Source organism: Dyella thailandensis, from assembly GCF_050749815.1.
In the GTDB taxonomy this organism is placed as follows: domain Bacteria; phylum Pseudomonadota; class Gammaproteobacteria; order Xanthomonadales; family Rhodanobacteraceae; genus Dyella_A.
In genome coordinates this window covers 1078433-1103738 of the sequence record NZ_CP192735.1, presented here as the reverse complement: position 1 = coordinate 1103738, position 25306 = coordinate 1078433, and the positions used below count along the sequence as shown (strand labels likewise).

General features: G+C 69.7%; 22 protein-coding genes. 14 read left to right on the top strand and 8 right to left on the bottom strand.

Annotated elements, in window-relative coordinates; genetic code table 11:
- Nucleotides 1–133: 133 nt before the first annotated feature.
- Nucleotides 134–2464, bottom strand: a complete 2331-nt coding sequence (locus ACQVBX_RS05110; RefSeq protein WP_431636865.1) for a DNA translocase FtsK — start codon at nucleotides 2462–2464, stop codon at nucleotides 134–136.
- Nucleotides 2465–2702: 238 nt separating this feature from the next.
- The gene (gene ald, locus ACQVBX_RS05105; protein WP_431636863.1) at nucleotides 2703–3758 is read right to left on the bottom strand and encodes an alanine dehydrogenase; all 1056 of its coding nucleotides are present in this window, start codon (nucleotides 3756–3758) and stop codon (nucleotides 2703–2705) included.
- 216 nt (nucleotides 3759–3974) lie between these two features.
- Between ald and trxB the strand changes: the two genes are divergently transcribed.
- The 3 genes from trxB to aat are packed head-to-tail and all read left to right on the top strand — an operon-like array spanning nucleotide 3975 to nucleotide 6827.
- Nucleotides 3975–4931: a thioredoxin-disulfide reductase gene (trxB, locus tag ACQVBX_RS05100; RefSeq protein ID WP_431636862.1), complete on the top strand. Its 957-nt coding sequence runs from the start codon at nucleotides 3975–3977 to the stop codon at nucleotides 4929–4931.
- 19 nt (nucleotides 4932–4950) lie between these two features.
- On the top strand, nucleotides 4951–6105 hold the full coding sequence (locus tag ACQVBX_RS05095; protein WP_431636860.1) for a GNAT family N-acetyltransferase: 1155 nt from the start codon (nucleotides 4951–4953) through the stop codon (nucleotides 6103–6105).
- The gene (gene aat / locus ACQVBX_RS05090; RefSeq protein WP_431636859.1) at nucleotides 6102–6827 is read left to right on the top strand and encodes a leucyl/phenylalanyl-tRNA--protein transferase; all 726 of its coding nucleotides are present in this window, start codon (nucleotides 6102–6104) and stop codon (nucleotides 6825–6827) included. The genes ACQVBX_RS05095 and aat overlap by 4 nt, the downstream gene beginning before the upstream one ends.
- Before the next feature lies 1 nt (nucleotide 6828).
- On the opposite strand, the gene ACQVBX_RS05085 is transcribed toward aat, so the two are convergent.
- Nucleotides 6829–7548, bottom strand: a complete 720-nt coding sequence (locus tag ACQVBX_RS05085; RefSeq protein ID WP_431636857.1) for a class I SAM-dependent methyltransferase — start codon at nucleotides 7546–7548, stop codon at nucleotides 6829–6831.
- Nucleotides 7508–8767, bottom strand: coding sequence for a flavodoxin-dependent (E)-4-hydroxy-3-methylbut-2-enyl-diphosphate synthase (ispG, locus tag ACQVBX_RS05080; RefSeq protein WP_431636855.1), 1260 nt, complete (start codon nucleotides 8765–8767; stop codon nucleotides 7508–7510). Before ispG ends, ACQVBX_RS05085 begins: the two co-directional genes overlap by 41 nt.
- 287 nt (nucleotides 8768–9054) lie before the next feature.
- Between ispG and ACQVBX_RS05075 the strand changes: the two genes are divergently transcribed.
- Nucleotides 9055–10119, top strand: a complete 1065-nt coding sequence (locus ACQVBX_RS05075; RefSeq protein WP_431636853.1) for a sensor histidine kinase — start codon at nucleotides 9055–9057, stop codon at nucleotides 10117–10119.
- A gap of 3 nt (nucleotides 10120–10122) precedes the next feature.
- On the opposite strand, the gene ACQVBX_RS05070 is transcribed toward ACQVBX_RS05075, so the two are convergent.
- The gene (locus tag ACQVBX_RS05070) at nucleotides 10123–12069 is read right to left on the bottom strand and encodes an acetyl-CoA hydrolase/transferase C-terminal domain-containing protein (RefSeq protein ID WP_431636851.1); all 1947 of its coding nucleotides are present in this window, start codon (nucleotides 12067–12069) and stop codon (nucleotides 10123–10125) included.
- 52 nt (nucleotides 12070–12121) lie between these two features.
- On the opposite strand from ACQVBX_RS05070, the gene ACQVBX_RS05065 reads away from it, so the two are divergent.
- From ACQVBX_RS05065 to ACQVBX_RS05055, 3 genes are all read left to right on the top strand, one after another.
- Complete coding sequence (locus ACQVBX_RS05065) at nucleotides 12122–13603, top strand: phospholipase D-like domain-containing protein (RefSeq protein ID WP_431636849.1); 1482 nt, start codon at nucleotides 12122–12124, stop codon at nucleotides 13601–13603.
- 112 nt (nucleotides 13604–13715) lie between these two features.
- Nucleotides 13716–15095: an exodeoxyribonuclease VII large subunit gene (xseA, locus tag ACQVBX_RS05060; protein WP_431636847.1), complete on the top strand. Its 1380-nt coding sequence runs from the start codon at nucleotides 13716–13718 to the stop codon at nucleotides 15093–15095.
- 80 nt (nucleotides 15096–15175) lie between these two features.
- The gene (locus ACQVBX_RS05055; RefSeq protein WP_431636845.1) at nucleotides 15176–16606 is read left to right on the top strand and encodes an aldehyde dehydrogenase family protein; all 1431 of its coding nucleotides are present in this window, start codon (nucleotides 15176–15178) and stop codon (nucleotides 16604–16606) included.
- A 4-nt stretch (nucleotides 16607–16610) separates the two neighbouring features.
- Here ACQVBX_RS05055 and ACQVBX_RS05050 read toward each other — a convergent pair whose 3' ends face one another.
- Nucleotides 16611–17381, bottom strand: a complete 771-nt coding sequence (locus ACQVBX_RS05050; protein ID WP_431636843.1) for a YdcF family protein — start codon at nucleotides 17379–17381, stop codon at nucleotides 16611–16613.
- A gap of 173 nt (nucleotides 17382–17554) precedes the next feature.
- Here ACQVBX_RS05050 and ACQVBX_RS05045 point away from each other — a divergent pair, with 173 nt between their 5' ends.
- Both ACQVBX_RS05045 and ACQVBX_RS05040 read left to right on the top strand, forming a co-directional pair.
- On the top strand, nucleotides 17555–18028 hold the full coding sequence (locus tag ACQVBX_RS05045; RefSeq protein ID WP_431636841.1) for a VOC family protein: 474 nt from the start codon (nucleotides 17555–17557) through the stop codon (nucleotides 18026–18028).
- A gap of 76 nt (nucleotides 18029–18104) precedes the next feature.
- The gene (locus ACQVBX_RS05040) at nucleotides 18105–19544 is read left to right on the top strand and encodes a phospholipase (RefSeq protein WP_431636839.1); all 1440 of its coding nucleotides are present in this window, start codon (nucleotides 18105–18107) and stop codon (nucleotides 19542–19544) included.
- A 6-nt stretch (nucleotides 19545–19550) separates the two neighbouring features.
- Here the strand turns inward: ACQVBX_RS05040 and ACQVBX_RS05035 are convergent, their stop codons facing one another.
- The gene (locus ACQVBX_RS05035; protein WP_431636837.1) at nucleotides 19551–20141 is read right to left on the bottom strand and encodes a BLUF domain-containing protein; all 591 of its coding nucleotides are present in this window, start codon (nucleotides 20139–20141) and stop codon (nucleotides 19551–19553) included.
- 55 nt (nucleotides 20142–20196) lie between these two features.
- Nucleotides 20197–20670, bottom strand: a complete 474-nt coding sequence (locus ACQVBX_RS05030) for a DUF1456 family protein (RefSeq protein ID WP_431638114.1) — start codon at nucleotides 20668–20670, stop codon at nucleotides 20197–20199.
- Between the two features lie 121 nt (nucleotides 20671–20791).
- Between ACQVBX_RS05030 and ACQVBX_RS05025 the strand changes: the two genes are divergently transcribed.
- From ACQVBX_RS05025 to ACQVBX_RS05005, 5 genes are all read left to right on the top strand, one after another.
- Nucleotides 20792–22585 carry a vWA domain-containing protein gene (locus ACQVBX_RS05025; RefSeq protein WP_431636835.1) on the top strand — a complete coding sequence of 598 codons (1794 nt, stop codon included), beginning with the start codon at nucleotides 20792–20794 and terminating at the stop codon, nucleotides 22583–22585.
- A 154-nt stretch (nucleotides 22586–22739) separates the two neighbouring features.
- Entirely contained in the window at nucleotides 22740–23294 is a 555-nt protein-coding gene (locus ACQVBX_RS05020) for an RNA polymerase sigma factor (RefSeq protein WP_431638113.1), read from the top strand.
- Nucleotides 23291–24235, top strand: coding sequence for a hypothetical protein (locus ACQVBX_RS05015; RefSeq protein ID WP_431636833.1), 945 nt, complete (start codon nucleotides 23291–23293; stop codon nucleotides 24233–24235). Before ACQVBX_RS05020 ends, ACQVBX_RS05015 begins: the two co-directional genes overlap by 4 nt.
- The gene (locus tag ACQVBX_RS05010; protein WP_431636831.1) at nucleotides 24232–24828 is read left to right on the top strand and encodes an IMPACT family protein; all 597 of its coding nucleotides are present in this window, start codon (nucleotides 24232–24234) and stop codon (nucleotides 24826–24828) included. Before ACQVBX_RS05015 ends, ACQVBX_RS05010 begins: the two co-directional genes overlap by 4 nt.
- A 32-nt stretch (nucleotides 24829–24860) precedes the next feature.
- The gene (locus ACQVBX_RS05005; protein WP_431636828.1) at nucleotides 24861–25214 is read left to right on the top strand and encodes a ribonuclease E inhibitor RraB; all 354 of its coding nucleotides are present in this window, start codon (nucleotides 24861–24863) and stop codon (nucleotides 25212–25214) included.
- Nucleotides 25215–25306 lie beyond the last annotated feature (92 nt).

The following is a 25306-nucleotide window of genomic DNA, read 5'->3' as shown; positions in this document are numbered from 1 at the left end:
CTCGCAGGCGATGCTTTTGCCTTTTGCTTCATTGGCAGATCAGGAGCAGGAGCATCGCCCGCGAGCGGGCTCCTACAGGGGGCACTTGCTTCTTAGGCTCAACGAAACATCGCCCGCGAGCGGGCTCCTACGGTTATTTCGGTGGGGGTGGTGCCAGCACCTCGCGGTTGCCGTTGTGCTGGGGGGCGCTGACCACGCCGTCGGCTTCCATCTGCTCGATCAGCCGCGCGGCGCGGTTGTAGCCGATGCGCAGGTGGCGCTGCACGCCGGAGATCGACGCGCGGCGGGTTTGCGTGACGATGGCCACGGCCTTGTCGTACAGCTGGGTGTCGGCGTCGCCGCCCTCTTCCCCATCCTGCGGCAGGCCGGAGTCGTTGATGAATTTGCCGTCGGCGGTGGCCTGGACCTCTTCCAGCACGCCCTCGATGTACTGCGGTGCGCCCTGCGACTTGAGCCAGGCCACCACGTTGTGCACCTCGTGGTCGTCGACGAAGGCGCCGTGCACGCGCTCGGGCGTGGCGGTGCCCGGCGGCAGGTAGAGCATGTCGCCGTGGCCGAGCAGCGCTTCGGCGCCGGACTGGTCAAGAATGGTGCGCGAGTCGATCTTGCTCGACACCTGGAACGCGATGCGGGTGGGAATGTTGGCCTTGATCAGGCCGGTGATCACGTCCACCGACGGACGCTGGGTAGCCAGCACCAGGTGCACACCGGCGGCGCGCGCCTTCTGCGCCAGGCGGGCGATCAGCTCTTCGACCTTCTTGCCGACGATCATCATCATGTCGGCGAACTCGTCGATGATGATCACGATGTACGGCAGCGGCTCCAGCGGCTCAGCCGCCAGGTTCGGCATCTCCGGATTGGGCCGGAACAGCGGATCGAGCAGCGGCTGGCCCGCGGCCTCGGCGTCCTTCACCTTCTTGTTGAAGCCACCCAGGTTGCGCACGCCTACCGCAGCCATCAGCTTGTAGCGACGCTCCATCTCGGCCACGCACCAGCGCAGCGCGTTGGCAGCTTCCTTCATGTCGGTGACCACCGGCGCCAGCAGGTGCGGGATGCCCTCGTAAACGGAGAGCTCCAGCATCTTCGGGTCGATCATGATCATGCGCACGTCTTTGGCGCTCGCCTTGTACAAGAGCGAGAGCACCATTGCGTTGACCGCCACCGACTTGCCCGAACCGGTGGTGCCGGCCACCAGCAGATGCGGCATCTTGGCCAGATCGGTAACCACCGGCTTGCCGCCGATGTCCTTGCCCAGCGCCAGCGCCAGCGGCGATTTCATGGCGTCGTACTTGTCCGAACGCAGGATCTCGGAGAGGTAGACGATCTGCTTCTTGGTATTGGGGATCTCCAGGCCGATCACGTTCTTGCCGGGGATCACGTCGACCACGCGCACGCTCACCACCGACAGGCCGCGGGCGATGTCCTTGTCCAGGCTGGACACCTGCGAGCCGCGCACGCCGGCGGCCGGTTCCAGCTCGAAGCGGGTGATCACCGGGCCGGGATACACGCCCACCACCTTGGCCTCGATGCGGAAATCCTTGAGCTTGAGCTCGACCTGGCGCGAAAGCACTTCCAGGGTTTCTTCGGAATAGCCCGGGCCCTGCGGCGGCGCTTCGTCCAGCAGCGACAGCGGCGGCAGCTCGCCCGGCTGGGCGGCGCCCACGAACAGCGGGATCTGCGTTTCCTGACGTGCGCGGTCGCTCTTGGCCACGGGCGCCGGCGGCGCCTCGATACGCACGGGCTCGCGCTTGGCCTGCTTGACCGCCTCGGCCTTCTTCACCACCTCACGCTCGCCGCGGGCCTGGCGGGCGGCCATCACTTCCGGCGCCTTGCGCAGCTTGCCGCCGGCCCAGTTGGCCAGCAGCATCACCATGGCGCCGGTCCAATCCATCAGGCGGAACCACGACAGGCCGGTAGCCAGCGTGACCGCGATCAGGAATAACGCCAGCAGCAGCAGCGGCGCACCGGTTGAGCCGAGCGCGTTGAGCAGCGAATTGCCCAACCACTGCCCCGCCACGCCGCCTACGCCCTGCGGCATCACCGGATCGGGCCGGCTGGCGTTGAGCGCGAACAGCGCCGGCAGCGTAATGAAGAAGAACACAAAGCCGATCAGCCGCAGCGACGGCTCCCACGGATGCACCGCCCGCTCGCCGCGGTGCCGCAGCACCTGCACGCCCAGCACCAGCAGCAGCAGCGGGAACGCATAGGCGACCAGGCCGAAGATGTAGCGCAGCAGGTTGGCGATATTCGCGCCGATGGCGCCGCCGAAGTTGCGCGCGTGCTCCACCGTGCCGACGTGGCCCCAGCTCGGATCCTGCTCGTTGTAGCTGAACAGGCAGACGAGTAGATACAGCGCCAGCGGCAGCAACAGCAGGGCACCTGCTTCGCGCAGGCGCCGCTTCAGTTCGTCGCTGAGGGCGGGCGTGGGGTTCTTGGCTTTCTTGACGTTCGCGCTACGCGCCACCGGGTCGTGCTTCCTTGGGAATGACTCCGCCCAAGTCTACACAGCCAGCCGCGTCGGGAGGAGCGTGCGAGAGCGCCACCGCGCCGCGGAACCCACGAACCAAACGCAGGAGCCCGCTCGCGGGCGATGCTCTTCGCTTTGAATGGATATCAGAGCAGAAGCATCGCCCGCGAGCGGGCTCCTACAGGGGCGTCGTGAAACCGGAGGCAGCGCCCGCTTGCGGGCGCTGCCGGCAGGCTTACTGCAGGGCCGGGTGGACCAGCTTGCCGCCGTCGACGTTGATGCCGGCCTTCAGCGGAGCGAAGTCGCGCCACTCGTTGCCGCCGGCCAGGCGCTGCACATACGGCAGGATCGCCGCGGAAATCGCCAGCGACGAGGTCTGCGGCACGGCGCCGGGCATGTTGGTGACGCAGAAGTGCGTCACGCCATGCACGTCGTAGGTGGGATCCTTCCAGGTGGTCGGGCGCGAGGTCTCGAAGCAGCCGCCCTGGTCGATCGAGATGTCGACCAGCACCGAGCCTTTCTCCATGGTCTTGACCATGGCCTCGGTCACCACGCGCGGCGCCTTGGCGCTGGGGATCAGCACCGCACCGACCACCAGGTCGGCATCGCGCACTTCCTCGGCCACCGACGACTCGTAGGCGTACAGCGCGGTGACGTTGGCGCCCAGGTCCATCATCTCGGCCAGGCGATCCTGGCGCTTGTCGAACACCACCACGCGGGCGCCGGCCGCCGCGGCCAGCGAGGCGGCGGCCTTGCCCGCGGCACCGCCGCCGAGCACCACCACCTTGCCGCGCGAGGTCGAAGCCATGCCGCCCAGCAGCTTGCCCTTGCCGCCCTGCGGACGATGCAGCAGCGTGGTGCCGATCTGGGTGGCGATGCGGCCGGCGATCACCGACATCGGCAGCAGCAGCGGCAGGCCGCCGTTCTCTTCCACCGACTCGAACGCCACACCGGTCAGGCCGATGTCCAGCAGGCTCTTGGTGAGCTCCGGCTCGGCGGCCAGGTGCAGGTAGCAGAACAGCAGGTGATGCTTCTTCAGCAGGGCCAGGTCGCCGGCGATCGGCTCCTTCACCTTGACGATCAGCTCGCCCTTCTCATAGACCGCGGCCGCGTCGGGCACCACGGTGACGCCCTCGCGGGTGTAGGCCTCATCGGCGAAGCCGCTCTTCTCGCCGGCGCCCGCCTGGATGAATACCTCGTGGCCGCGGCGCACCAGGTCGGCGGCAGCAGCGGGAACCAGGGCAACGCGACCTTCGAGGGTCTTGGTTTCGGAAGGAATACCGATACGCATGGGGAAGCAGTCCTGTGGGGTTCGTGGCGTCGGCGCCAAGCGGTGCCGGCGTGGGTTGGGAAAGCGCAGATGCAGAACGCTTGAATCGGGCCGGGGGGTTCCCCATCCTTGCGGACTTCGGAGCGCCTTCCCCGCCCTGACCACCGGTGCTCGACGCACCGCTGGCGACCGGGCCGAAAGCGATCAAAGCTGTTCAGCAAACCCAAGGATTATCACATGTCCGCAACGCCCAAGCACAGCCGCCTGCTGATCCTCGGCTCCGGCCCCGCCGGCTACACCGCCGCCGTGTACGCCGCCCGCGCCAACCTCAAGCCGACGCTGATCACCGGCCTGCAGCAGGGCGGCCAGCTGATGACCACCACCGAAGTGGACAACTGGCCCGGCGACGTGGAAGGCCTGCAGGGACCGATGCTGATGCAGCGCATGGCCGAGCACGCCGAGCGTTTCCATACCGAAATGGTGTTCGATCACATCCACCAGGTGGATCTGTCCAAGCGCCCGTTCACCCTCAAGGGCGACTCCGGCGAGTACACCGCCGACGCGCTGATCATCGCTACCGGCGCCACCGCCAAGTACCTGGGCATCGCCTCGGAAGAGAAGTTCAAGGGCAAGGGCGTGTCCGCCTGCGCCACCTGCGACGGCTTCTTCTTCCGCGAGCAGGACGTGGTGGTGGTCGGCGGCGGCAACACGGCCGTGGAAGAGGCGCTGTATCTCTCCAACATCGCCCGCAAGGTCTACCTGGTGCACCGCCGTGACACGCTGCGCGCCGAGAAGATCATGCAGGACAAGCTGTTCGCCAAGGCCGAAGCCGGCAAGATCGAGCTGGTGTGGAACCACACCATCGACGAAGTGCTGGGCGACGACTCCGGCGTTACCGGCGTGCGGGTGAAGGCGGTCGACGGCGAAGCCACGCGCGACATCGAAGCCACCGGCTTCTTCGTGGCGATCGGCCACACGCCGAACACCGGCATCTTCCAGGGCCAGCTGGACATGCACGACGGCTACATCAAGACCCACAGCGGCCAGAACGGCATGGCCACGATGACCTCGGTGCCGGGCGTGTTCGCCGCCGGCGACGTGGCCGACCACGTCTATCGCCAGGCGATCACTTCGGCCGGCTTCGGCTGCATGGCCGCGCTGGACGCCGAACGCTGGCTGGAGCAGCCGGAGTAACGGAAGAGCGGATCCGGCCGTGCTCGAACCCCGCTTCCATGGCGCGATCGATGCGATCGCGCCGCACGCCTGGGACAGCCTGCGGCCGGACGACAACCCGTTCGTCTCGCACGCTTTCCTCGCCGCGCTTGAAGCGACCGGCTGCATCCGCAACGACTGGGGCTGGCAGGCTCATCACCTGGGTCTGTACGAAGGCGAGACCCTGGTCGCCGCCGCGCCGCTGTATCTCAAGGGCAACTCGCACGGCGAGTTCGTGTTCGACTGGAGCTGGGCCAGCGCGTGGGAGCGCGCGGGCGGCGAGTACTACCCGAAGCTGCTCAACGCCGTGCCCTACTCGCCCGTCACCGGGCCGCGGCTGCTGGCCGGCCGTGGCCGGCACGCGGCGGCGCTGCGACAGGCGCTGGTGACGGCGATGCGCGGCGAGGTCGACCGGCTGGGCCTGTCGTCGCTGCACGCGAACTTCCTGCTCGCCGACGAGCTGCCCGCCTTCGACGACCACTGGCTGACGCGCACCGACGTGCAGTTTCACTGGCACAACCGCGACTACGCCGATTTCGATGCCTTCCTCGCCGCGCTCAACCACAAGAAGCGCAAGAACATCCGCCACGAGCGCGCACAGGTGGCGCGCAGCGGCCTGCAGATCGAGATGCGCGGCGGCGCCAGCCTGAGCCGCGACGAGTGGCGCCGGGTGCACGCGCTGTACGAAAGCACCTTCGACGCCAAAGGCAACCATGCCGCCCTCACCCGCGCGTTCTTCCTGTCGCTCGGCGACACGCTGGGCGATGCCGTGCAGCTGGTGCTGGCGCGTGACGGGGAAACGATCGTGGCGATGGCGCTGCTGATCCAGAGCGCGGACACACTGTACGGGCGCTACTGGGGCGCCAGCGTGGAGGTGCCGGGGCTGCACTTCGAGCTCTGCTACTACCGCGGCATCGAGCACGCGATCGCGCGCGGACTGCAGCGTTTCGAACCCGGCGCGCAGGGCGAGCACAAGCTGGCGCGCGGTTTCCTGCCGGTGCATACGCACTCGCGCCATTACCTGGCGCACCCGCAGTTCCGCCGCGCGGTGCGCGATGCGCTGGTGCACGAGACCGATTCCGTGCAGGCCTACGCGCAGGAACTGGCAGCACACAGCCCCTACGCGCACGGCCGCACGACGGACGACGCGGCATGATCCGCCTGCCGCTGCTCGATCACTGGCCGGCGGAGCGCTTTCCCGATCCCGCCGAGGCCTTGAGCGAACCGTCCGGCCTGCTCGCCTTCGGCGGCGACCTGTCGGTACAGCGCCTGCGCGCGGCCTACGCGCAGGGCATCTTTCCCTGGTTCAACGAGGGCGAGCCGATTCTGTGGTGGTCGCCCGATCCGCGCTGCGTGTTCCCGACGGCGCCGCTGTGCCGGCCGAACCGCTCGCTGCGGCGTCTGCTCACGCGCTGCGACTGGCACGTGACGGTGAACCGCGATTTCCTCGGCGTGATGCACGCCTGCGCCGCGCCGCGCGATGGCCAGCCCGGCACCTGGATCAGCGCCGAGATGGTGGATGCCTACGCCGCACTGCACGCCGGCGGCCACGCGCACAGCGTGGAGGTGTGGCACGGCGAGCGCCTGGTCGGCGGCATCTACGGCGTGATGTCCGGGCGCCTGTTCAGCGGCGAATCGATGTTCAGCCGCGAGAGCGGCGGCTCCAAGGTCGCCTTGCTGACACTGGCGCGCCTGCTGCACGACTGGCAATGCCCGCTGCTCGACGCGCAGGTATCCAATCCGCATCTGCTGTCGCTGGGCGCGCAGGAAATGCCGCGCACCACCTTTTTGGCGGCGCTGCACACGCTGGCGGCGAAACCGCTGAACCCTTCGCTGTGGCGCAACGTTGCGCCCATGGCCGCCCGCGACCTGGCCTGAGTCAGCGCGGCACCAGTTCGAAGATCACCGACGCCGGCCGTCCGCTGTGCGGATGCAACGGCTCGCGCATCGATGCCGGCACCAGCCCGGCCGCGCTGAAGCTGCGCATCCAGCCGGCGAACGTACGGAAGTACCACGGCGCTGCTTCGCCGAAGCCCTCGCCGCAGCCGACCCACGAGCCCTCGCGCCAGCCGTCGCGATAGTCCGCCTCGCCGCAGGCGCTCCACGGATGCAGCGTCTGGATCAGCAGCGCGCCACCCGGCGTCAGCAGCGGAGGTATCGCTGCCAGCAAGCGGTCGACGGACGCCTCGCCGAGCAGCGAGAAATTGCACACCACGATGTCGGCGCGCTCGTCGAGCGAGCCGGCCGCGATGGTCGCGTAATCCATGGTGATGAAGCGCCCGCCGCCGGCAGCGCGGGCGGTATCGACCAGCGCCGGCACCGCATCGATGCCCAGGCCGTCGATGCCGTGCGCGGCCAGCGCACGCAGCAGCCAGCCCTCCCCGCAGCCCAGGTCGATCACCCGCTGCGGTTGCCGCGCGAGCACCGCCTCGACGATCGCCGCGTCGGTCACCAGCTGCCGGCTGGCGATCGCCTGCTCGCGCACCGCCCGCGTCCACGGCGCCGCGTGGCCGTGCCACACGCGCAGGATCGACGCTTCCGGATCGCCGGTCATCGCCTCAGCTGGCGCGTGCGGCGTAGTGCGTTTCGACGTACTCATCGAGGATGCCGATGAACTCGCGGGCGATGTTGTCGCCGCGCAGCGTCATCGCCTTTTCGCCGTCGATGAACACCGGCGCGGCCGGTGCCTCGCCGTTGCCGGGCAGCGAGATACCGAGGTTGGCGTGCTTGGATTCGCCCGGCCCGTTCACCACGCAGCCCATCACGGCGAGCGTGAGGTTTTCCACGCCGTCGTATTTCACCCGCCACAGCGGCATCTGCTCGCGCACGTGTTCCTGCACCACCTTGGCCAGCTCCTGGAAGAACTCGCTGGTGGTGCGGCCGCAGCCCGGGCAGGCGGTAACCAGCGGTGTGAAGGCACGCAGACCCATCGTCTGCAGCAGCTCCTGCGCCACGATCACCTCGCCGGTGCGCGAGGCGCCCGGCTCCGGCGTGAGCGAGATGCGGATGGTGTCGCCGATGCCTTCCTGCAGCAGCACGGCGAGTGCAGCGGCCGAGGCGGTGATGCCCTTGGAGCCCATGCCGGCTTCGGTGAGACCCAGGTGCAGCGCGTAGTTGCCGCGCGCGGCGAGATCGCGATACACGGCGATCAGCTCCTGCACGCCGGACACCTTGGCGGAAAGAATGATGCGCTCGCGCGGCAAGCCGATCTTCTCGGCCAGCGCGGCCGAATCCAGCGCCGAGCGGATCAGCGCCTCGCGCGCCACGTGGGAGGCGTCCCATGGCTGCGCGCGCTGCGCGTTCTCGTCCATCAGCATGGCGACCATGGATTGGTCCAGCGAGCCCCAGTTGGCGCCGATGCGCACCGGCTTGCCGTACTCGATGGCCTTCTCGATGATCGCGCCGAACTGCGCGTCCTTCTTCTTGCCGAAACCGACGTTGCCGGGGTTGATGCGGTACTTCGCCAGCGCCTCGGCGCAGGCCGGCTCGGCTTCCAGCAACTGGTGGCCGTTGTAGTGGAAGTCGCCGATGATCGGCACCTCCACGCCCATCATCGCCAGGCGGTCGCGGATATGCGGCACGGCCGTGGCCGCGGCCGGCGTGTTCACCGTGATACGCACCAGCTCGGAGCCGGCGCGCGCCAGTTCGGCGATCTGCTTCGCCGTGCTGGCCGCATCCTCGGTGTCGGTGTTGGTCATCGACTGCACCACGATGGGTGCACCGCCGCCGACGGTGACCTTGCCGATCTGCACGCCCACGCTGGGGCGGCGCGGTTCGGCTTCGGCGGGACGCGGGGCGGGTCGGGAAAGTTCGCTCATGGGGCTCGGAGGTGCGCTTGCCGCGAGGGTTGGCGGCGAAACGCCAAGGATAACCGAAGGCCCCTGCTCCCACCGCGCCGCGGCGATCCGTAAACGCTGCGTAACGCGTCACCCGCAGACGCTCACGTCACGCACGCATCACCGGCGATAGCGTCGGCCCTGTCATGACCCAGTCATCCTCCCCCACTGCCCCGGCCGCTGGGCGGCCAGCCGATGCACCGCGCGTCGAAGGACTCGACCGCTCCGGACACGACGCCACACCGCGAACCGATTTCGACGACGCCGCCATGATCGCGGCAGGCTTGTGCCAGACCCCGGCGGCCCTGATCGGCCTGGTCGAGGATGAACGCCAGCGCTGCATCGGCCGTTGGGGAATGCGCGCAGACCGCGTACCGGACAGCGAGACATTCTTCGACTACGCCGCACGGCAGCAAGACGCGCTGATCGTGGCCGATGCTCAGCGCGATCCGCGCTTCGCCGGCAGCCGCCTGAGCGCGGCCCACCCGCCGCTGCGCTACTGCGTCGGCTTTCCGCTGCGCGCTTCCGACGGCACCGCGCTCGGCGCGCTGTGCGTGTTCGATCACTATCCCCGCCAGCTTCATGCCGATCAGCTGGATCGCCTGCGGGCGCTGGCCCGGCAAGTGAGCAGCCAGCTCGAACTGGACCACGCGCTAGGCCTGGTGCGCACCTCCAACGAGTACCGCGGTCGCCTCATGGCGATCGCCGGCCACGATCTGCGCACGCCGCTGCGCGCAGCGGTCTACGCGCTCGAAAAGTTGCGCCGTGGCGATGCAGCCGATCCGGCGCAACTGGTCCAGACGGCACAGGCGGCGATGATCGAGGTCGGCAACCAGCTCGACGACCTCGCTGCGCTGGCCGGCAGCCAGGGCACCGTGGCCTTGCCGACCCTCGGCGACCTGCCGCTGCAGGAGGTGCTGCATCCCATCGCACAACGCTGGCAACGCCAGGCCGAAGCGAAAGGGCTGCGACTGCGCACGGTGGCCAGCTCCCTGGTGGTGCACAGTCATCGCGCCCTGCTGTCGGCGCTGGTGGGCAACCTGGTGGGCAACGCGGTCAAGTACACGTCGCATGGCTCGGTGCTGCTGGGCGCGCGCCGGCGTGGGCAGCATGCTGTTATCACCGTGGCCGACACCGGCATCGGCATGGACCCGGCCCAGGCGGAGCGGATGTTCGGCGCCTTTCAGCAGGCCGACCCGCGCAACGAAGGGCTGGGGCTGGGACTATGGATCGTGCGGCGCACGGCCGAGACCCTGGGCGCGCCGGTGCAGGTGCGCTCGCTCCCCGGACGCGGCAGTTGCCTCACCGTCTCCGTACCCCTGGCCGGCACCTGACGCTCAGTTTCCAGCGTGGCGAAGCGCGGCCTGCAGCAGGCGCCGCTGCAGGCGATCGGCCAGCGATACGGGATGCTCCAGGTCCATGCGCGCCAGCGCCTCACGCTCGTTGGCACGGGCTTCGCCGGGCCGGGCGATGGCCCGCAACAGGCGCCACTTGCCACGCCAGGTGCGGCTGTTGGTCTTGAGCCAGCCCAGTGCCGGCAGCAGCCGCTGTTCGACTTCGGTGAAGTCGCTACCGAACGGAAACGTCGGCATCAGACCGCGCTTGCGCAAGGGCGCCAGCGCTTCGGCCAGGCGTTCCGGACGGTGCTGGCGCCAGGCCTCGGGCACCACGAAATCGGCGCGCAGCTTGCCGTGCGATTTCGCCTCCGCGGCCAGCGCATCGACGAAGCGCGCGTCGCAGATCGACAGCATCGCCTCCACGCATTCCTCGTCGGTCTTGCCGCGCAGATCGGCCACACCATACTCGGTGATGAACAGGTCGCGCAGGTGGCGCGGGATGGTGGTGGCTCCGTAGTTGAAGCGGATGTTGGTCTCGGTGCCGTGCGCCCCTTCCCGGGTGGCCCGCAGCAGCAGCGCGGAACGCCCATCCGGCAGCTCGTGCGCCATCGCCACGAAGTTGTACTGGCCACCCACGCCGCTCACCACGTGGCCGTCTTCCAGGCCGTCGGAGACCGCCGCGCCGGTGAGCGTGGCCATCATGCAGGTGTTGAAGAAGCGCGCGCCGCGGCGCTGCAGGCTGGCCAGCACCTGGTGATCGCCATAGAGCTGGTTGACGTTGGAGACGCGGCACATGTCGATCGCGTCCGGATCCGCTGCCTCCGTCTCGTGCAGCCAGCGGTACAGCTCGCGCGAGCCGAGGAAGAAGGCCCCGCGCAGGTAGTGCCCGCCCGGCGCATCGGCCGGCAACCGACCGATCGCCGCAGCGCGCTCCAGCGCCAGGTTGTCCCACGCGCGGCGCTTGAGGATGCCACCGCGCTGCAGGTGCATGAAGCCGTCCATCACCATTTCGCTGGCGCCGTAGAGGCCGCGCTGGAACGGCTCCATCCCGCCCAGCGAAAGCGCCAGCGTGTGGGTGACGTAGCCGCTGTCCAGCGCCTCCAGCGCGGCGCGCCAGGCGAGGTTCTCGCGCTGGCGCAGCAACAGGGCGTGCACCAGCGCATCGGACAGGGCGCCGATGCCGATCTGCAGGCAGCCGCCGTCCTTCACCAGCGCGCTGGCGTGCAGACCCAGCGCGTATTCGGCGGTCGCCACCGGCTGGCGCGGCAGCGCGAACAGCGGCGGCGAGTGCTCGGGCGCCAGCTCGATGTCGAAGTAGTCCTGCGGCACCTCAGCGTTGCCGGACAGGTACGGCAGCTCCGGATGCACCACCGCCACACACAGTGGCCGCGGCCGGCCCGACGCCACCACGCGGTCGAGGAAATCCAGCGTGAGATCGGGATTGCTGGACAGGCTGTAGCGCACGCCCTCGGCGGTCTCGCGCCGCGCCACCAGCTGCACCAGCAGGTTGATGTCCTGCACGGCCAGGTCGCGTGCCACGTGGGTGTAGTTCTGGCTGATGTAGCTGCGCTGGGCACTGCCCGAGTGCAGCATCACGCCGGACTGCATGTAGAACTCGTGCACCGCCACGTTCGGCGGCAGCGCATCGCGCGCCTGGTCGAGCGCGTACTGCGGGTCGACCGCATCTTCGCCGAAATGGCGCGCCAGGAACGGCCCCAGGAAACGCGCTTCCAGCCCCGGCTTCGGGGCCGGCCGGGTCAGCGACAGCGCGGTGTACAGGGTGAGCGAGCGCGCCGGCTGGGCGGCGATCAACACGTAGATGGCGTTGAGCAGGTCGTGCGGCTTGCCCAGGCCCAGCGGGGCGGCCACGCGCAGGTCCGGACCGAGCCGGTCGGCGATGACTTGCGCGCAGGCGGTCGTGTCCGTGTATCGCTGCTGGAGTGGCATGGCCGGATCATGCCAGAAGCGTCTTTCACGACGCATGCCCTAGACTCGCCCGATGGCTTCATCTCCCCTGGATACCTCCCGCCCGGATCGCCTCATCGCTGCCCAGGCGCTCAGCCGCGCAGCCGGCGCGCCCCTGCTCACCGGCAACGCGGTGGAGTTGCTGATCGACGCGGCCGTGCACTACCAGCGCTGGCTGGCGGCGATCCGCCACGCGCGCAAGCGGGTGCTGCTGGAGAACTACATCATCCGCGACGACAGCGTGGGCCGCGCGTTTCGCGACGCGCTGGTCGAGCGCGCGCTGGCCGGCGTGTTCGTGGCGGTGGTGTGCGACTGGGTCGGTTGCCTGGGGCAATCCGGCGCGGCGTTCTGGAAACCGTTGCGCGAGGCCGGCGGCCAGGTCCGCGTATTCAACCGCCCGCAGCTCGGCCGGCCGTTCGGCTGGATCAGCCGCGACCACCGCAAGGTGCTGGTGGTCGACGGCGAACTCGGTTTTCTGTCCGGCGTGTGCATCAGCGAGAAGTGGCTCGGCGACCCGTCACGCGGCGTCGCACCGTGGCGCGATACCGGCGTAGCGCTGCGCGGGCCTGCGGTCGCGGAAGTGGAAGCTGCCTTCGGCCGCAGCTGGGCCGGCACCGGCGCACCGCTGCCGCGCTGGCCCGCCGAAGCCTTGCATGAGCCGCCGGGTCAGGTGTCGCTGCGGGTGATCGCCACCGAACCGTCCACCGCCGGCTTGTACCGGCTCGATCAGCAGATCGCCGCCATGGCGCGCAAGACGCTATGGCTGACCGATGCGTATTTCGTGGGCGTGGCGCCGTACGTGCAGGCGCTGGCAGCCGCCGCGCGCGACGGGGTGGACGTGCGCCTGCTGGTGCCCGGCAGCAGCGACATTCCGATGGTGGCCGGCCTGTCGCGCTCCGGCTACCGCCCGCTGCTCAAGGCCGGCGTGCGCGTGTTCGAGTGGAACGGCTCGATGATCCACGCCAAGACGGCCGTCGCCGACGGCATCTGGGCGCGGGTGGGCTCATCCAATCTCAATGTGGCCAGCTGGCTGGGCAACCGCGAGATCGACGTGGCGGTGGAAGACCAGGGCTTCGCGCGGCAGCTCGCCGAGCAATACGAAACCGACCTGGGCAACGCCACCGAGATCGTGCTGGCGCCACGGCGCCGCCTGCGTGGCGAGCGCGTGCAGCGCTCGGGCGAGGATCCGGCCGCGCAGCTGCGCCGTGCGGCGCGGCGGCCGCGCGGCGGCAACGGCAGCTCCGGCCGGGCAGCGGCCAGCGCCCTGCGCCTGGCCAACTCGGTGGGCGCCGTGCTCACCGACCGGCGCGTGCTGGGCGATACCGACATCAGCCCGCTGGTGATCGGCACGGTGGCGCTGACCGTGCTGGCGGTGGTGGCCGCGCTGTGGCCGGCGATCATCGCCTGGCCGCTGGCGCTGCTATCGGCCTGGTTCGCGCTCAATCTGGCGGTGCGCGCATGGCGCACGCGGCAGGCGCGGCAGCGCCGCCGGCAGGACGACGACGACGCGAACTGAGCTGCATTTACCCATCTTAATCAGCTGTTTACGCAACCTGCGTGAGAAGTCGCGCGCAGGTCGCGGCGCAAGCGCATGTTGCGCGTCACCTTCGTGCTAACCTCGCGCGCTCATGTCTGCCTTCGATCCCTTCTCCGGACGTGGCCCGGCGTCCGACGATGACGCCGCCACACCGCGCCGCATCCTCACTCCCAGCACGTTGAACCGGCTGGTGCGCGGCCTGCTGGAGGACGCGCTGCCGATGGTGTGGATCGAGGGCGAACTCTCAAACGTGGCGCGCCCCGCCTCCGGCCACCTGTATTTCACGCTGAAGGACGCCGGCGCCCAGGTGCGCTGCGCCATGTTCAAGATGAAAAGCAGCCGGCTCACCTTCAAGCCGGTGGACGGCATGCAGGTGCTGGTGCGCGCCAAGGTGGGGTTGTACGAGCCGCGCGGCGAGTTCCAGCTGGTCGCCGAAGCCATGGAGCCGGCCGGCGAAGGCGCCCTGCGCCGCGCGTTCGACGCGCTCAAGGCCAAGCTCGACGCCGAAGGCCTGTTCGATCCCGCGCGCAAGCGTCCGCTGCCCCGCTACATCCGCCGCCTCGGCGTGATCACTTCGGCCACCGGCGCGGCAATTCGCGACGTGCTCAGCGTGCTCGGCCGACGCTGGCCGCTGCTCGAAGTGGACGTGCTGCCCGTGCCCGTGCAGGGCAAGGAAGCGCCACCAGCGATCGTCGCCATGCTGCGCAAAGCCTCGGCCAGCGGCCGCTACGACGCTCTGCTGCTGACCCGCGGCGGCGGCTCGCTGGAAGACCTGTGGGCGTTCAACGACGAGGTCGTCGCCCGCGCCGTGCATGCCAGCGCGGTGCCGGTGGTGTGCGCGGTCGGGCACGAGGTGGATTTCAGCATCGCCGACTTCGTCGCCGATCTGCGCGCGCCCACGCCCTCGGCCGCGGCCGAGCTGCTGGTGCCCGATGCGGCGCACCTGTCGCGCCAACTCAAGTTGTTGAGTCAGCGCATCGCCACCGTGCAGCAGCGCCGGCAGCACACGCTGGCACAGCGGGCGGATCACCTGCTGGCCCGACTCAACGCGCAGCGTCCGCAGGCCCGCCTGGCGCGCGATCGCGAGCGGCTGGTGAACCTGCATCGCCGGCTGCTCGCCGCCGGCGCGGTCGGTCAGCAGCGGCGCGACCGCCGGCTGGAGCAACTGCACGGCCGCCTGCTCGCCCAGCATCCGCGCCATCGACTCGCCCTGCTCGCGCGCCGACTGGCCGAACTCGATCCGCGCCTGCGCCGCGCCTTCGCGCGCATGCTGGAACGCAAGCGACTCACGCTGGGCCAGACCGCCCGTGCGCTGCACGCGGTGAGCCCGCTGGCCACGCTCGATCGCGGCTACGCGATCGTGTTCGATGCGCACGGCAAGGTGCTGCGTTCCACCACCGAGGTGAACGACGGCGACGCGCTGCGCATCCGCCTCGCCGACGGCGAGCTGCCGGCCCGCGCGGGCGACTGATCGCCGCCGTCCACGCGCGCACCACGCCCGCCGCCCGACACTGCCCGAATCATCATCACCGGTCGCTTCCGGGAGTTGCCATGCTTGCCAAGACCTACCCCTACTACCTGGCCAATCGCCCGCAGTCCTCGAAGACGATGCTGGACGTGCGCGACAAGTACAGCGGCAAGATCGCCACCCGCGTGGCGGTGCCCGATGCTCGCGCCACCGAGAAGGCCATCGCCGCGGCCGTGCAGGCGGCGCCGGCGATGCGCGCGTTCAAGCCGTGGCAGCGCCAGGCCGTGTTACAGCACTGCGCGGCGCGCTTCGAGGCACGCAGGGACGAACTGGCCCGCGCGCTGTGCATCGAGGCCGGCAAACCGATCAAGGACGCCGCCGGCGAAGTGACCCGGCTGATCGAAACTTTCCAGATCGCCGCCGAGGAAGCCGTGCGCATCAACGGCGAGACGATCAACCTGGAACTGGCCGCTCGCCTGGACGGCTATCGCGGTTACACCCGCCGCGTGCCGCTGGGCCCGGTGAGCTTCATCACGCCGTTCAACTTTCCGCTCAACCTCGTGGCGCACAAGGTCGCCCCGGCGATCGCGGCGGGCTGCCCGTTTGTGCTCAAGCCCTCGGAGAAGACCCCGATCGGCGCGCTGATCATCGGCGAGGTGCTGGCCGAGACCGATCTGCCGAAGGGCGCGTTCTCGATCCTGCCGCTGGACGGCGCCCACGCCACGCCGCTTGTCGAGGACGAGCGCCTCAAGCTGCTTTCGTTCACCGGCGGTCAAATCGGTTGGGGGCTGAAGGCCCGCGCCGGCCGCAAGAAGGTCACGCTGGAACTGGGCGGCAATGCCGCCTGCATCGTCGACGCCGACCAGGGCGACCGGCTTGATCACGTGGTCGAGCGACTGGTGTTCGGCGCGTTCTACCAGTCCGGCCAGAGCTGCATCAGCGTGCAGCGCATCTACGCGCACGTGGACGTGTACGACGCGCTCAAGCGCAAGCTGGTCGCCGCGGTGAAAAAGCTCAAGGCCGGCGACCCCAAGAAGAAAGACGTGTTCCTCGGCCCGATGATCGACGAGGCCGCCGCCGAGCGTCTGCACGGCTGGATCGCCGAGGCCCGCCAGGCCGGCGCCAAGCTGCTGTGCGGCGGCAAGCGCGAGGGCGCCATGCTCGAGGCCACGCTGATGGAAGACGTGCCGCGCGAGGCCAGGGTCAACCGCATGGAGGCCTTCGGCCCGTTCGCCCTGCTCGCCCCGTTCCGCACGTTCGAGGAGGCGGCCGCGCGGGTCAACGATTCGGACTTCGGCCTGCAGGCGGGCATCTTCACCAACCGCCTCGACCACGCCATGCGCGCCTGGGACGAGCTGGAGCAAGGCGGCGTGGTGGTGAACGACGTGCCCAGCTTCCGCGTCGACAACATGCCCTACGGCGGCGTGAAGCTCTCCGGCCTGGGCCGCGAGGGCGTGCGCTACGCCATCGAGGACATGACCGAAGTGCGCCTGATGGTGATGCGCGAGGGCTGAGCGCTCAGCGCGTGGCGGGAATCAGCGGCGCGGTGATCGGCGGGGCATTCTTGCCCAGCGCGTTGTAGACGCGGTAGCGCACCAGCCCGATGTACTCGTGCAGCGCCGCGTCGAACAACGCCGCGTTCCACGCCTGCGGCAGCCACGAGGGCACCGCGCGCACCAGGTCGCCGCGCACCGGCTCGGGCCGGACGCCGAAATGCGCGAAGTACAGCAGGCTGCGCCGCAGGTGCAGGCCCGAGCTCACCAGCAGCACCCGTTGCGGCTGATAGGCCAGCAGCAGCGGACGGCTGAACTGCGCGTTCTGCCAGGTGCTGAGGCTGCGCTGCTCCAGGATCAGGTCGGCCGCCGGCACGCCCAGCGCCAGCAGCAGATCGCCGTACACCGCCGCCTCGCTGTGCCCGTTGTGCAGAGGATCGCCGCCGCTGGCCAGCACCTTGCAGTCGCCTCCGGCGGCATGGCACTGGCGATACAGCGCTGCGGCGCGGGCGATGCGGCCGTAGCCGTACAGCGGCGGCTCGGCCTGCCCGCCCGCGTTGCGCACGGTGCCGGCGCCCAGCAGCAGAATCACGTTGCGCTGCGCCCACGCCGCGGTGGGCTCCATGGTGTAACCGGCCTGCAGCCGGCCGAGCATCCAGCCGGTCAGCGGGCCATCGCCCACCGCGACCACCCCGGCCAGTGTCAGCACCAGCACCGCGGCGCTGCTGCGGCGCCAGCCCAGCCAGGCCAGGCCGCCCGCCAGCAACACCAGGATTCCCAGCACGGTCAGACTCATCGTCGCCTCCGGCAAAACGCGAAGCCTAGGTGGCCGGCCCGCGGAAGCCAAGGTGACGGCGCCATGCCCTGGCGCAGCGTTCGCAACGGGAAACGCAGCGAGCACCGAATCGCCTCTGGAAACACCGCATGTCGTGACCACTTATCGGCCATGTCGATGAGAGGTGGCGTGTCGTGACCCAACGTGGATGGCTCGGAGGGATGCTGTGGCTGGCGCTGCTGCTGGCTTTTGGCATGCCGAAGGCGGCGTTCGGCCAAAGCGCCAGCGACTACGCCAGCATCACCGCTCCCGACGTGGCGCGGGCCTCGGGCTTCCTCACGCAGGTGATGGGTTGCGATGCGCTGGACGTGTCGGCCGATCGCGCGCTGCTGGAATGCAGCCAGGGCGCGATCGTCGAGATCGTGCAGGGCAACTCGCCGGCCGCCGGCCGCCCGGTATTGCAACTGCGCATCGAGAACGTCGACGCCGCGCTGGGCTGGCTGCAGCGCCAGCATGTGGCTGTGATCGGCGACCACGCCGCCGGCACCCGCGGCGACGGCGGCCTGGTGCGCATCGACGTGCAGACCCCGTGGGGCCAGACGCTGGAACTGATCGGCCACGGCACGCCCGACCCCGCCGCGCCCGGCGCCCGTCTGGCCGCCGACTGAGTCGTCACACCGTCGCCCATCGGGCGGCGTAGCATCGGCCGGGCACCCGCACGGGTGCAGGACACGGAGCGGCCCGATGAGCACCCTCGTCTTCGTCCACGGCTGGAGCGTCACCAGCACCGCCACCTACGGCCAGATGCCGCAGCGCCTGCAGCAACAGGCTGCCACGCTGGGTCTGCCGCTGACCCTGCGCGACCTCTGGCTCAGCGAGTACGTGAGCTTCGACGACGCGGTGACCATGGACGACCTGGTCCGCGCCTTCGACCACGCGCTGCGCGACCTGCACCTGCTGGAACCCTCCTTCGCCTGCATCACCCACTCCACCGGCGGGCCGGTGGTGCGCGAATGGCTGCGCGCGCAGCGCGACAAACCCGGCCGCTACAGCACGATCCGCCTCACCCATCTGGTGATGCTCGCACCGGCCAATTTCGGCTCAGCGCTGGCGCAACTCGGCAAGGGCGTGATCGGGCGGCTGAAAGCCTGGTTCGACGGCGTGGAACCGGGCCAGCGCATCCTGGACTGGCTGGAGCTGGGCAGCGCGGCCTCGATCTCGCTCAACCTGGATCGCATCCACGGCGGCGACCCGGTGACAGCCGGCCAGTTTCCGTTCGTGCTGATCGGCGACCGCCCCGACCGCTCGCTCTACGACCATCTCAACAGCTACACCGGCGAAGACGGTTCCGACGGCGTGGTGCGCCTGGCCGCCGCCAACCTCAACGCGCAGCACGCCGTGCTCAGCACCCAGGACAGCCGCGGCAGCGGCATCGACGCGCTCTCGCTCTATCTCACCCGCGGCCCGCGCTGCGCGTTCAAGCTGATCCCCGGCGCGGCGCACTCGGGTACCTCCCAGGGCATCCTGGCCAGTGCGCAGCCGGCCACTATCGACGCCATCCTGCGCTGCCTCACCGTGCGCAGCGCCGCCGACTACGCCCGCCTGTGCGATGCCTTCGATGGCGAAAACGCCAAGCGCGATGCCGACAAGGTGGAGCTGGAACCGGCCGGCCCGTTCGCGCCACGCGTGCACATCCACGATCCGCGCAGCCTGCTCATCGTGCGCCTCACTGACGAAGCGGGTGAGCCACTGAAAGATGCCGGCCTGCTGCTCACTGCCGGCTTGCCGCCGAGCGCGGATCTGCTGCCGCCCGGATTCCTGATCGACCGCCAGGCCAACTCGCACCAGCGCAGCAGCGTGTCGCTATTCCTCAACTACAGCCTGTTGGCCGGCGACGCCCGCGTGGCCGACCCGCGCAATCCGCGCAAGACGCTGCGCCCCGCTGTGCTGCCGCATCGCCCCTACGGCGCCCGCGTGCAGCCGGCCGATCTCGCCGGCCTGGTGCACCACGCACTGGCTGCCAGCGCCACCGCCGACGACCTGCTCACCGCGCTCGGCCCCCACCAGAGCACCGTGCTCGACGTGGTGCTGCCGCGCAAGGTGCACGAAGGCGTGTTCCGGCTCACCCAGAACCTGACGCCGGAGGATTTTCGCCATCCGGTGCCGGGCAACCTGGTGGGCTGAACGCACTCAGCGCAGCAGCAGCGCTACCACCGCCACCGCGGCGACCGCCAGCGCTACCCACGCCAACCGTGTGGCCAGGCTGCGGCGGCGAACCGCGGGCTGCAGCGCGGGCACCGGCTTGCCGGGGCGCGCGCCCGTGGTGGCGGGCATCGGGTTGAGATCATCCCCGTCGCTGCGACGGTGCAGCAGGGTCACCATGGCTTCGAGCAGCTCGTCGTCGAAGCGGTACGGATCGAAGCGATCCTTGCCGTGCAGCGCCAGCAGCGTCTGCACGTCGGTGGCGGCCGGCACGTACTTCATCGACCAGCCGGCGAACGAGGTGGCGCCGATGAACTGTCGCCGCAGCACGGTGAGGTCGCGGTGGCGCGGATCTTTCATCAGCTGCTGATAGAGCGTGTCGATCTCACCGGGCGGGCCTTCCAGACACTGGAAGAAGCAGCCGTCGCCGTAGTACAGCGCGCCCACCAGGCCGCGGCGCGGATTGTTGCGCCGTGATTGCATGAGGATGCGCGCTACCTCCGGCTCCACGCCGCCACCGTTGTCGGTGGGCTGGAACGTGGCGCGGCTGGCGTAGACCAGTTGCTGGATGTCGGACATGGAGGGCGCCCCTTCAGCGGACGCGGGATCTTCGCACAGCGTCCGCCGCGCCGGTTCAGCCTGCGCCACGCAGTCGCAGGGTCAGGCCCTTGAGGAAGTTGCGCAGCAGCTGGTCGCCGCACTCACGGTAGTTCTTGTGCTCGGGCTGGCGGAACAGCGCGCTCAGCTCCGGCTTGGATACCGGCAGCCCGGCGGCGGCGAAGATCTCGTGCATGTCCACGTCCTTCAGCTCGAACGCGACGCGCAGCTTTTTCAGCACGATGTTGTTGGTGATGCGCTTTTCCGGCGGACGCGGCGGACGGCTCTCGTCGCGGCCGCGGCGGAAGATCACCAGCCCGTCGAGAAAGCGCGCCAGCATGGTGTTGCTGCAGGTCTGGTAACCCGGGTCGTCCTCGCGCAGCAGCATCGCTTGCACGTCTTCCTTTTCCAGCAGGTAGGCCGGGTCGGCCAGCTTGACGATCTCCACCACCTTGGCGTCGCCGAGGTCGAGCATGTAGCGGATGGCGCGCAGGGTGTCGTTGTGCAGCATGGCGGCGGTCGATGCGTAAAGGGGAACGCGCATGCTACCGCGCCGCTTCCGGCGCGTCCGTAACCCCGTTTATCCAGCGGCACCGTTTCAACCTCCACACCCACCTTGAGGAGGCTGCCCGATGTCCGCCCAAACGCTATTGCTGCGCGCTCTGCCCGTTGCCCTCGCCGTAGCGTTGGTCGGCTGCGGCCTGTCCCGTCCGGCCAGTGATGAATCCGCCGACACGCCAACATTGGCGCCGTCGAAGGTGGAGACCGGCGCGCGCGACGCCGCCGCGCGCCGCGTCACCACCGTCGCTCCACAGGTCGCCCGGTCGCTGCCGCCGGCGCCTCCCACAGCAATCCTCGCCGAGGCCAGGCTCGCCGGCGCGATGAAGGTCTCCCGTAACGCGGCGCCAATGCCGATGCTCGCCGCGCCGATGGCCCAGCCGTGGCCCGGCGCCGTGAACACCGAGCATTACACCCATCGCCACAGCAACCCGGTGCAGCTGGCCAGCGAGCAGCCCGTCTCCACCTTCGGGCTGGACGTGGACACCGGCTCGTACACCAACGTGCGACGCATGCTGGAAGCCGGCCAGCTGCCGCCGGCCGATGCGGTGCGTGCGGAAGAGTTCATCAACTACTTCGACTACGGCTACGCACCGCCGGCCGATCGCGCGCAGCCTTTCAGCGTCACCACCGAGCTGGCGCCGGCGCCGTGGAACCCGGGGCGCGAGTTGCTGCTGATCGGCGTGCAGGGCTATCGGGTGCCGGCCAGCGCGATACCCGCCGCCAACCTGGTGTTCCTCATCGATACCTCCGGCTCGATGGACGAGCCGGACAAGCTGCCCCTGCTCAAGGCCTCGCTCAAGCAACTGGTGACCCGGCTGCGCAAGCAGGATCGCGTGGCCATCGTCACCTACGCCGGCAGCGCGGGCGTGGCGTTGCCCTCCACCGCGGGCGACCAGCACGCCACCATCGACGCGGCGATCGACAGCCTCGGCGCCAGCGGATCCACCAACGGCGACGCCGGCATCGACCTGGCCTACGCGCAGGCCGAGCAGGGTTTCATCCGGGGCGGCGTGAACCGGGTGATCCTCGCCACCGACGGCGACTTCAACGTGGGCACGGTCAGCGAAGAAGCGTTGAAGACCAAGATCGAGGATCACCGCAAGAGCGGTGTGGCGCTCACCACGCTGGGCTTCGGCGAGGGCAACTACAACGACGCCATGGCGGTGATGCTGGCCGACGCCGGCAACGGCAGCCATCACTACATCGACAGCCTGCAGGAGGGGCGGCGCGTGCTGGTGGACGAGCTGTCTGCCACGCTGCTCACCATCGCGAAGGATGTGAAGGTGCAGGTGGAGTTCAACCCGGCGCAGGTGAAGGAGTACCGCCTGATCGGTTACGAGAAGCGCCAGCTCAAGCGCGAGGACTTCAACAACGATGCGGTGGACGCCGGCGACATCGGCGCGGGCGCCAACGTCACCGCGATCTACGAGATCACCCCAGCGGGTTCGGACGCCGCGCGCGTCGATCCGCTGCGCTACGGCAAGCACGCCGCGCGTACCGATCGCAGCGGCGAATTGGCCTTCCTGCGCCTGCGCTACAAGCTGCCCGGCCACGATGCCAGCACGCTGATCGAGCGGCCGATCGCGGCAATGCCGGCACGTGAGGCCAGCGCGCGGCTGCGCTTTGCCGCCTCGGCGGCCGCGTTTGCCGATGCGCTGCGCGGCGGACGCTACCTCGATGGCTACGACTACACGCGTATCGCCGCACTGGCGCGCGACGCCCGTGGCGATGATCCGGACGGCTACCGCGCCGGTTTCGTGCAGTTGGTGAACCTCGCCGATGGCCTGAGCACGCACAGCGCCAACGCGGACAAGCCGCCGCTCGGGGGCCCGATGCCCATCGCACCCGGCATCGGCCTGCGCTGAACCTGGCGCCATGCACGACCTGTCTCCGGCCGGCGCGGCCGCGGCGATGACGGATGCCCCCGCATCCTTCCCCCATCGCCGCGCGCCGGCCGGGACTCCCTGCCCTCTGGATGCGCCTTATCCGTACGAGGCAAATCGCGTACCCTCGCCGCCCATGGATGTGGCGGTCGACCCCGATGCGCAGCTGATGCTGGCCTACGCCCGCGGCGACCTCGCCGCGTTCGAGGCGCTGTATGCGAAACATCGGGGCACGCTCTATCGCTTCGTGCTGCGCAGCGTGCGCGACCGATCGCTGGCCGACGAGGTGTTCCAGGACACCTGGAGCCGCGTCATCACGGCGCGCTCGCGCTACCAGCCGCAGGCAAAGTTCAGCACCTGGCTGCTGCAGATCGCGCACCACCTGATCATCGACGGCCATCGCCGCAAGCGTCCGCTGGCCGATGGCGACGAAGCGGAAACCGCGCTGGCCCACCACGCGGCACCCACGCACGAACAACCCGAGCACGCGCTGTCCGACTTCGAGCAGCGCCGCGGCCTGCAGCGCGCCATCGAGCAGCTGCCCGACGATCAACGCACCGCCGTGCTGCTACGGCTGGAGCACGAGCTGAGCCTGGAGGAGATCTCGCAGATCACCGGCGTCGGCCGCGAGACGGTGAAATCCCGCCTGCGCTATGCCATGACCAAACTGCGCGACGTACTGAGCCCATGACCACGCCACTGCCCCCACACGACGACGACCTGCCCGGCGAGGCGGAGCTGAAGGCGCTCTACGATCGCCTGCCGTCGCACGAGCCCGGGCCGGCGCTGGATGCGGCGGTGCTGCGCGCCGCCGCCGCGGCTATAGCGAGCGATGCGCCGCAGCGACACACCCGCCGGCGTTGGCCGGTCGCGCTGGGTACCGCGGCCACGCTGGTGCTCGCCGCGGGTCTGGCGTGGCATATGCGCAAGCTGCCCGCCGACCTGCCGACCGCCTCGCCAGCATCCGCACCGGCAGCGGCGGCCCGCGCCGATGTCGACGCTGCGCGTGCTTTGCAAGCCGCCGGAAAGCTTGCCGATGCGGCCGCGGAGCGCGCCGAGCCCGCCGCGATGCAGGCGCGCCACCGCGAGTCCGCACCTCAGCCCGCCGCCGTCGCGAACCAGGCAACCGTCGCCGAGGACCGGCGCGCGTACGCGCGCCCAGCGCTGAAGGCGCAGTCCCGCGCCGCGTCGCCTTCCGCCACATCAGCGAACGGCATCGCCGCTGCGAAGTCAGCCACACCGGTCGCGAAGGCGCCCGCGCCGGCATCGGCGGAACGGGCAGACCGCGCCGCTCCCCTGCGCGAAGCAGCCTCCGCAGCGCCGGCACCGCCCCCGCCACCCGCACCGCCGGCGCCGCCCGCCGAGGTGATGCAGGCCGCGCCCGCACCGCAGGCCGAATCGGCTCCCACCGCCCCGCCCACCGACGCGCCGTCGATGATGATGAACCTGCGCGCCGCGTCCCCCGAGGAAACGATGACGCCGGCGATGGCTGCGGAGCTGCAGGCGATCCGCCTGCTCTATGCGCACGGCGATACCACCGCCGCCCGCGCGCGGCTCGATGCGTTCCATCGCGAGCATCCGCACGCCGTGCTGCCGCCGGATCTGCAGCGGCATCTGGACACCACGCCGTGAGTGAGGCGTTGCAGGCGCTGGCGGGTCGTTGTCAGCACGAACAGGACATCAAGAAGAGCCGCTTCCTCGCGCTGGCCGCACCGGTGGATACACCCGAGGAAGCGCTGGCCTTCGTGCAGGAAGTGAGCGATGCGGCGGCCACGCACAACTGCTGGGCGTATCGCATCGGCCAGGCCTACCGCTTCAACGACGACGGCGAACCGGGCGGCACCGCCGGCCGGCCGATCCTGCAGGCGATCGAAGGCCAGGGCATAGACCACGCCGTGGTGGTGGTCACGCGCTGGTACGGCGGCATCAAGCTTGGCGCCGGTGGACTGGCCCGCGCCTACGGCGGTACCGCGGCCGAGTGCCTGCGCCTGGCCGAGCGCGTATCGATCGTGCCGATGGCCACTCTGGCACTGTCGTGCGATTTTGCCGACCTCGCCCTGCTCAAGGCGCGCCTGCCCGAACTGGAGGCCATACTGCACAGCGAGACCTTTCACGCCGAAGGTGCCGACCTGGTCGTGCGATTGCCCCAGGCGCGCGTGGACGAAGCGCTCATCCGCATCACCGACCTGACCCGCGGCCGCAGCCTGGTTCGGCGCGCCGACTGATTCCCCCATCCCCCACTGACGGAAACCCGCCCATGACCCGTGATCCAGCTGCTTTTCCCGATGACCACAATGGCGACGCCCTGTGGAACATGGTCGGGCAGGGCGAGGATCTGTCGATCCCGCGCGAAGTGGATTTCGCCGTGCTGTTCCCGTCCGAGGACCACGCGCTGAAGTTCGCCGTGCACCTGCTGCGCAACGACCAGAAGGTCTCGTTCTCTGCCTATGAGGAGAGCGACGACATGCCGTGGCAGGTGCTGGTGCATCCCTTCATGGAGCTCACCTACGCCAACGTCGACGGCTTCGAGAAGCTGCTGGCCGAGGCCGCCGAAGCGTTCGATGGCGTCAACGACGGCTGGGGCTGCGAGTCCTACGCCGCCGGGGAATGACGCATCATCTTGCGCGCGCGCTCCGGCCCGTTCGCGCGTCGCCCGGATATTGAATCGCTGCGTAACCGCCCCACCTCCTGCCGGTGGTGCGA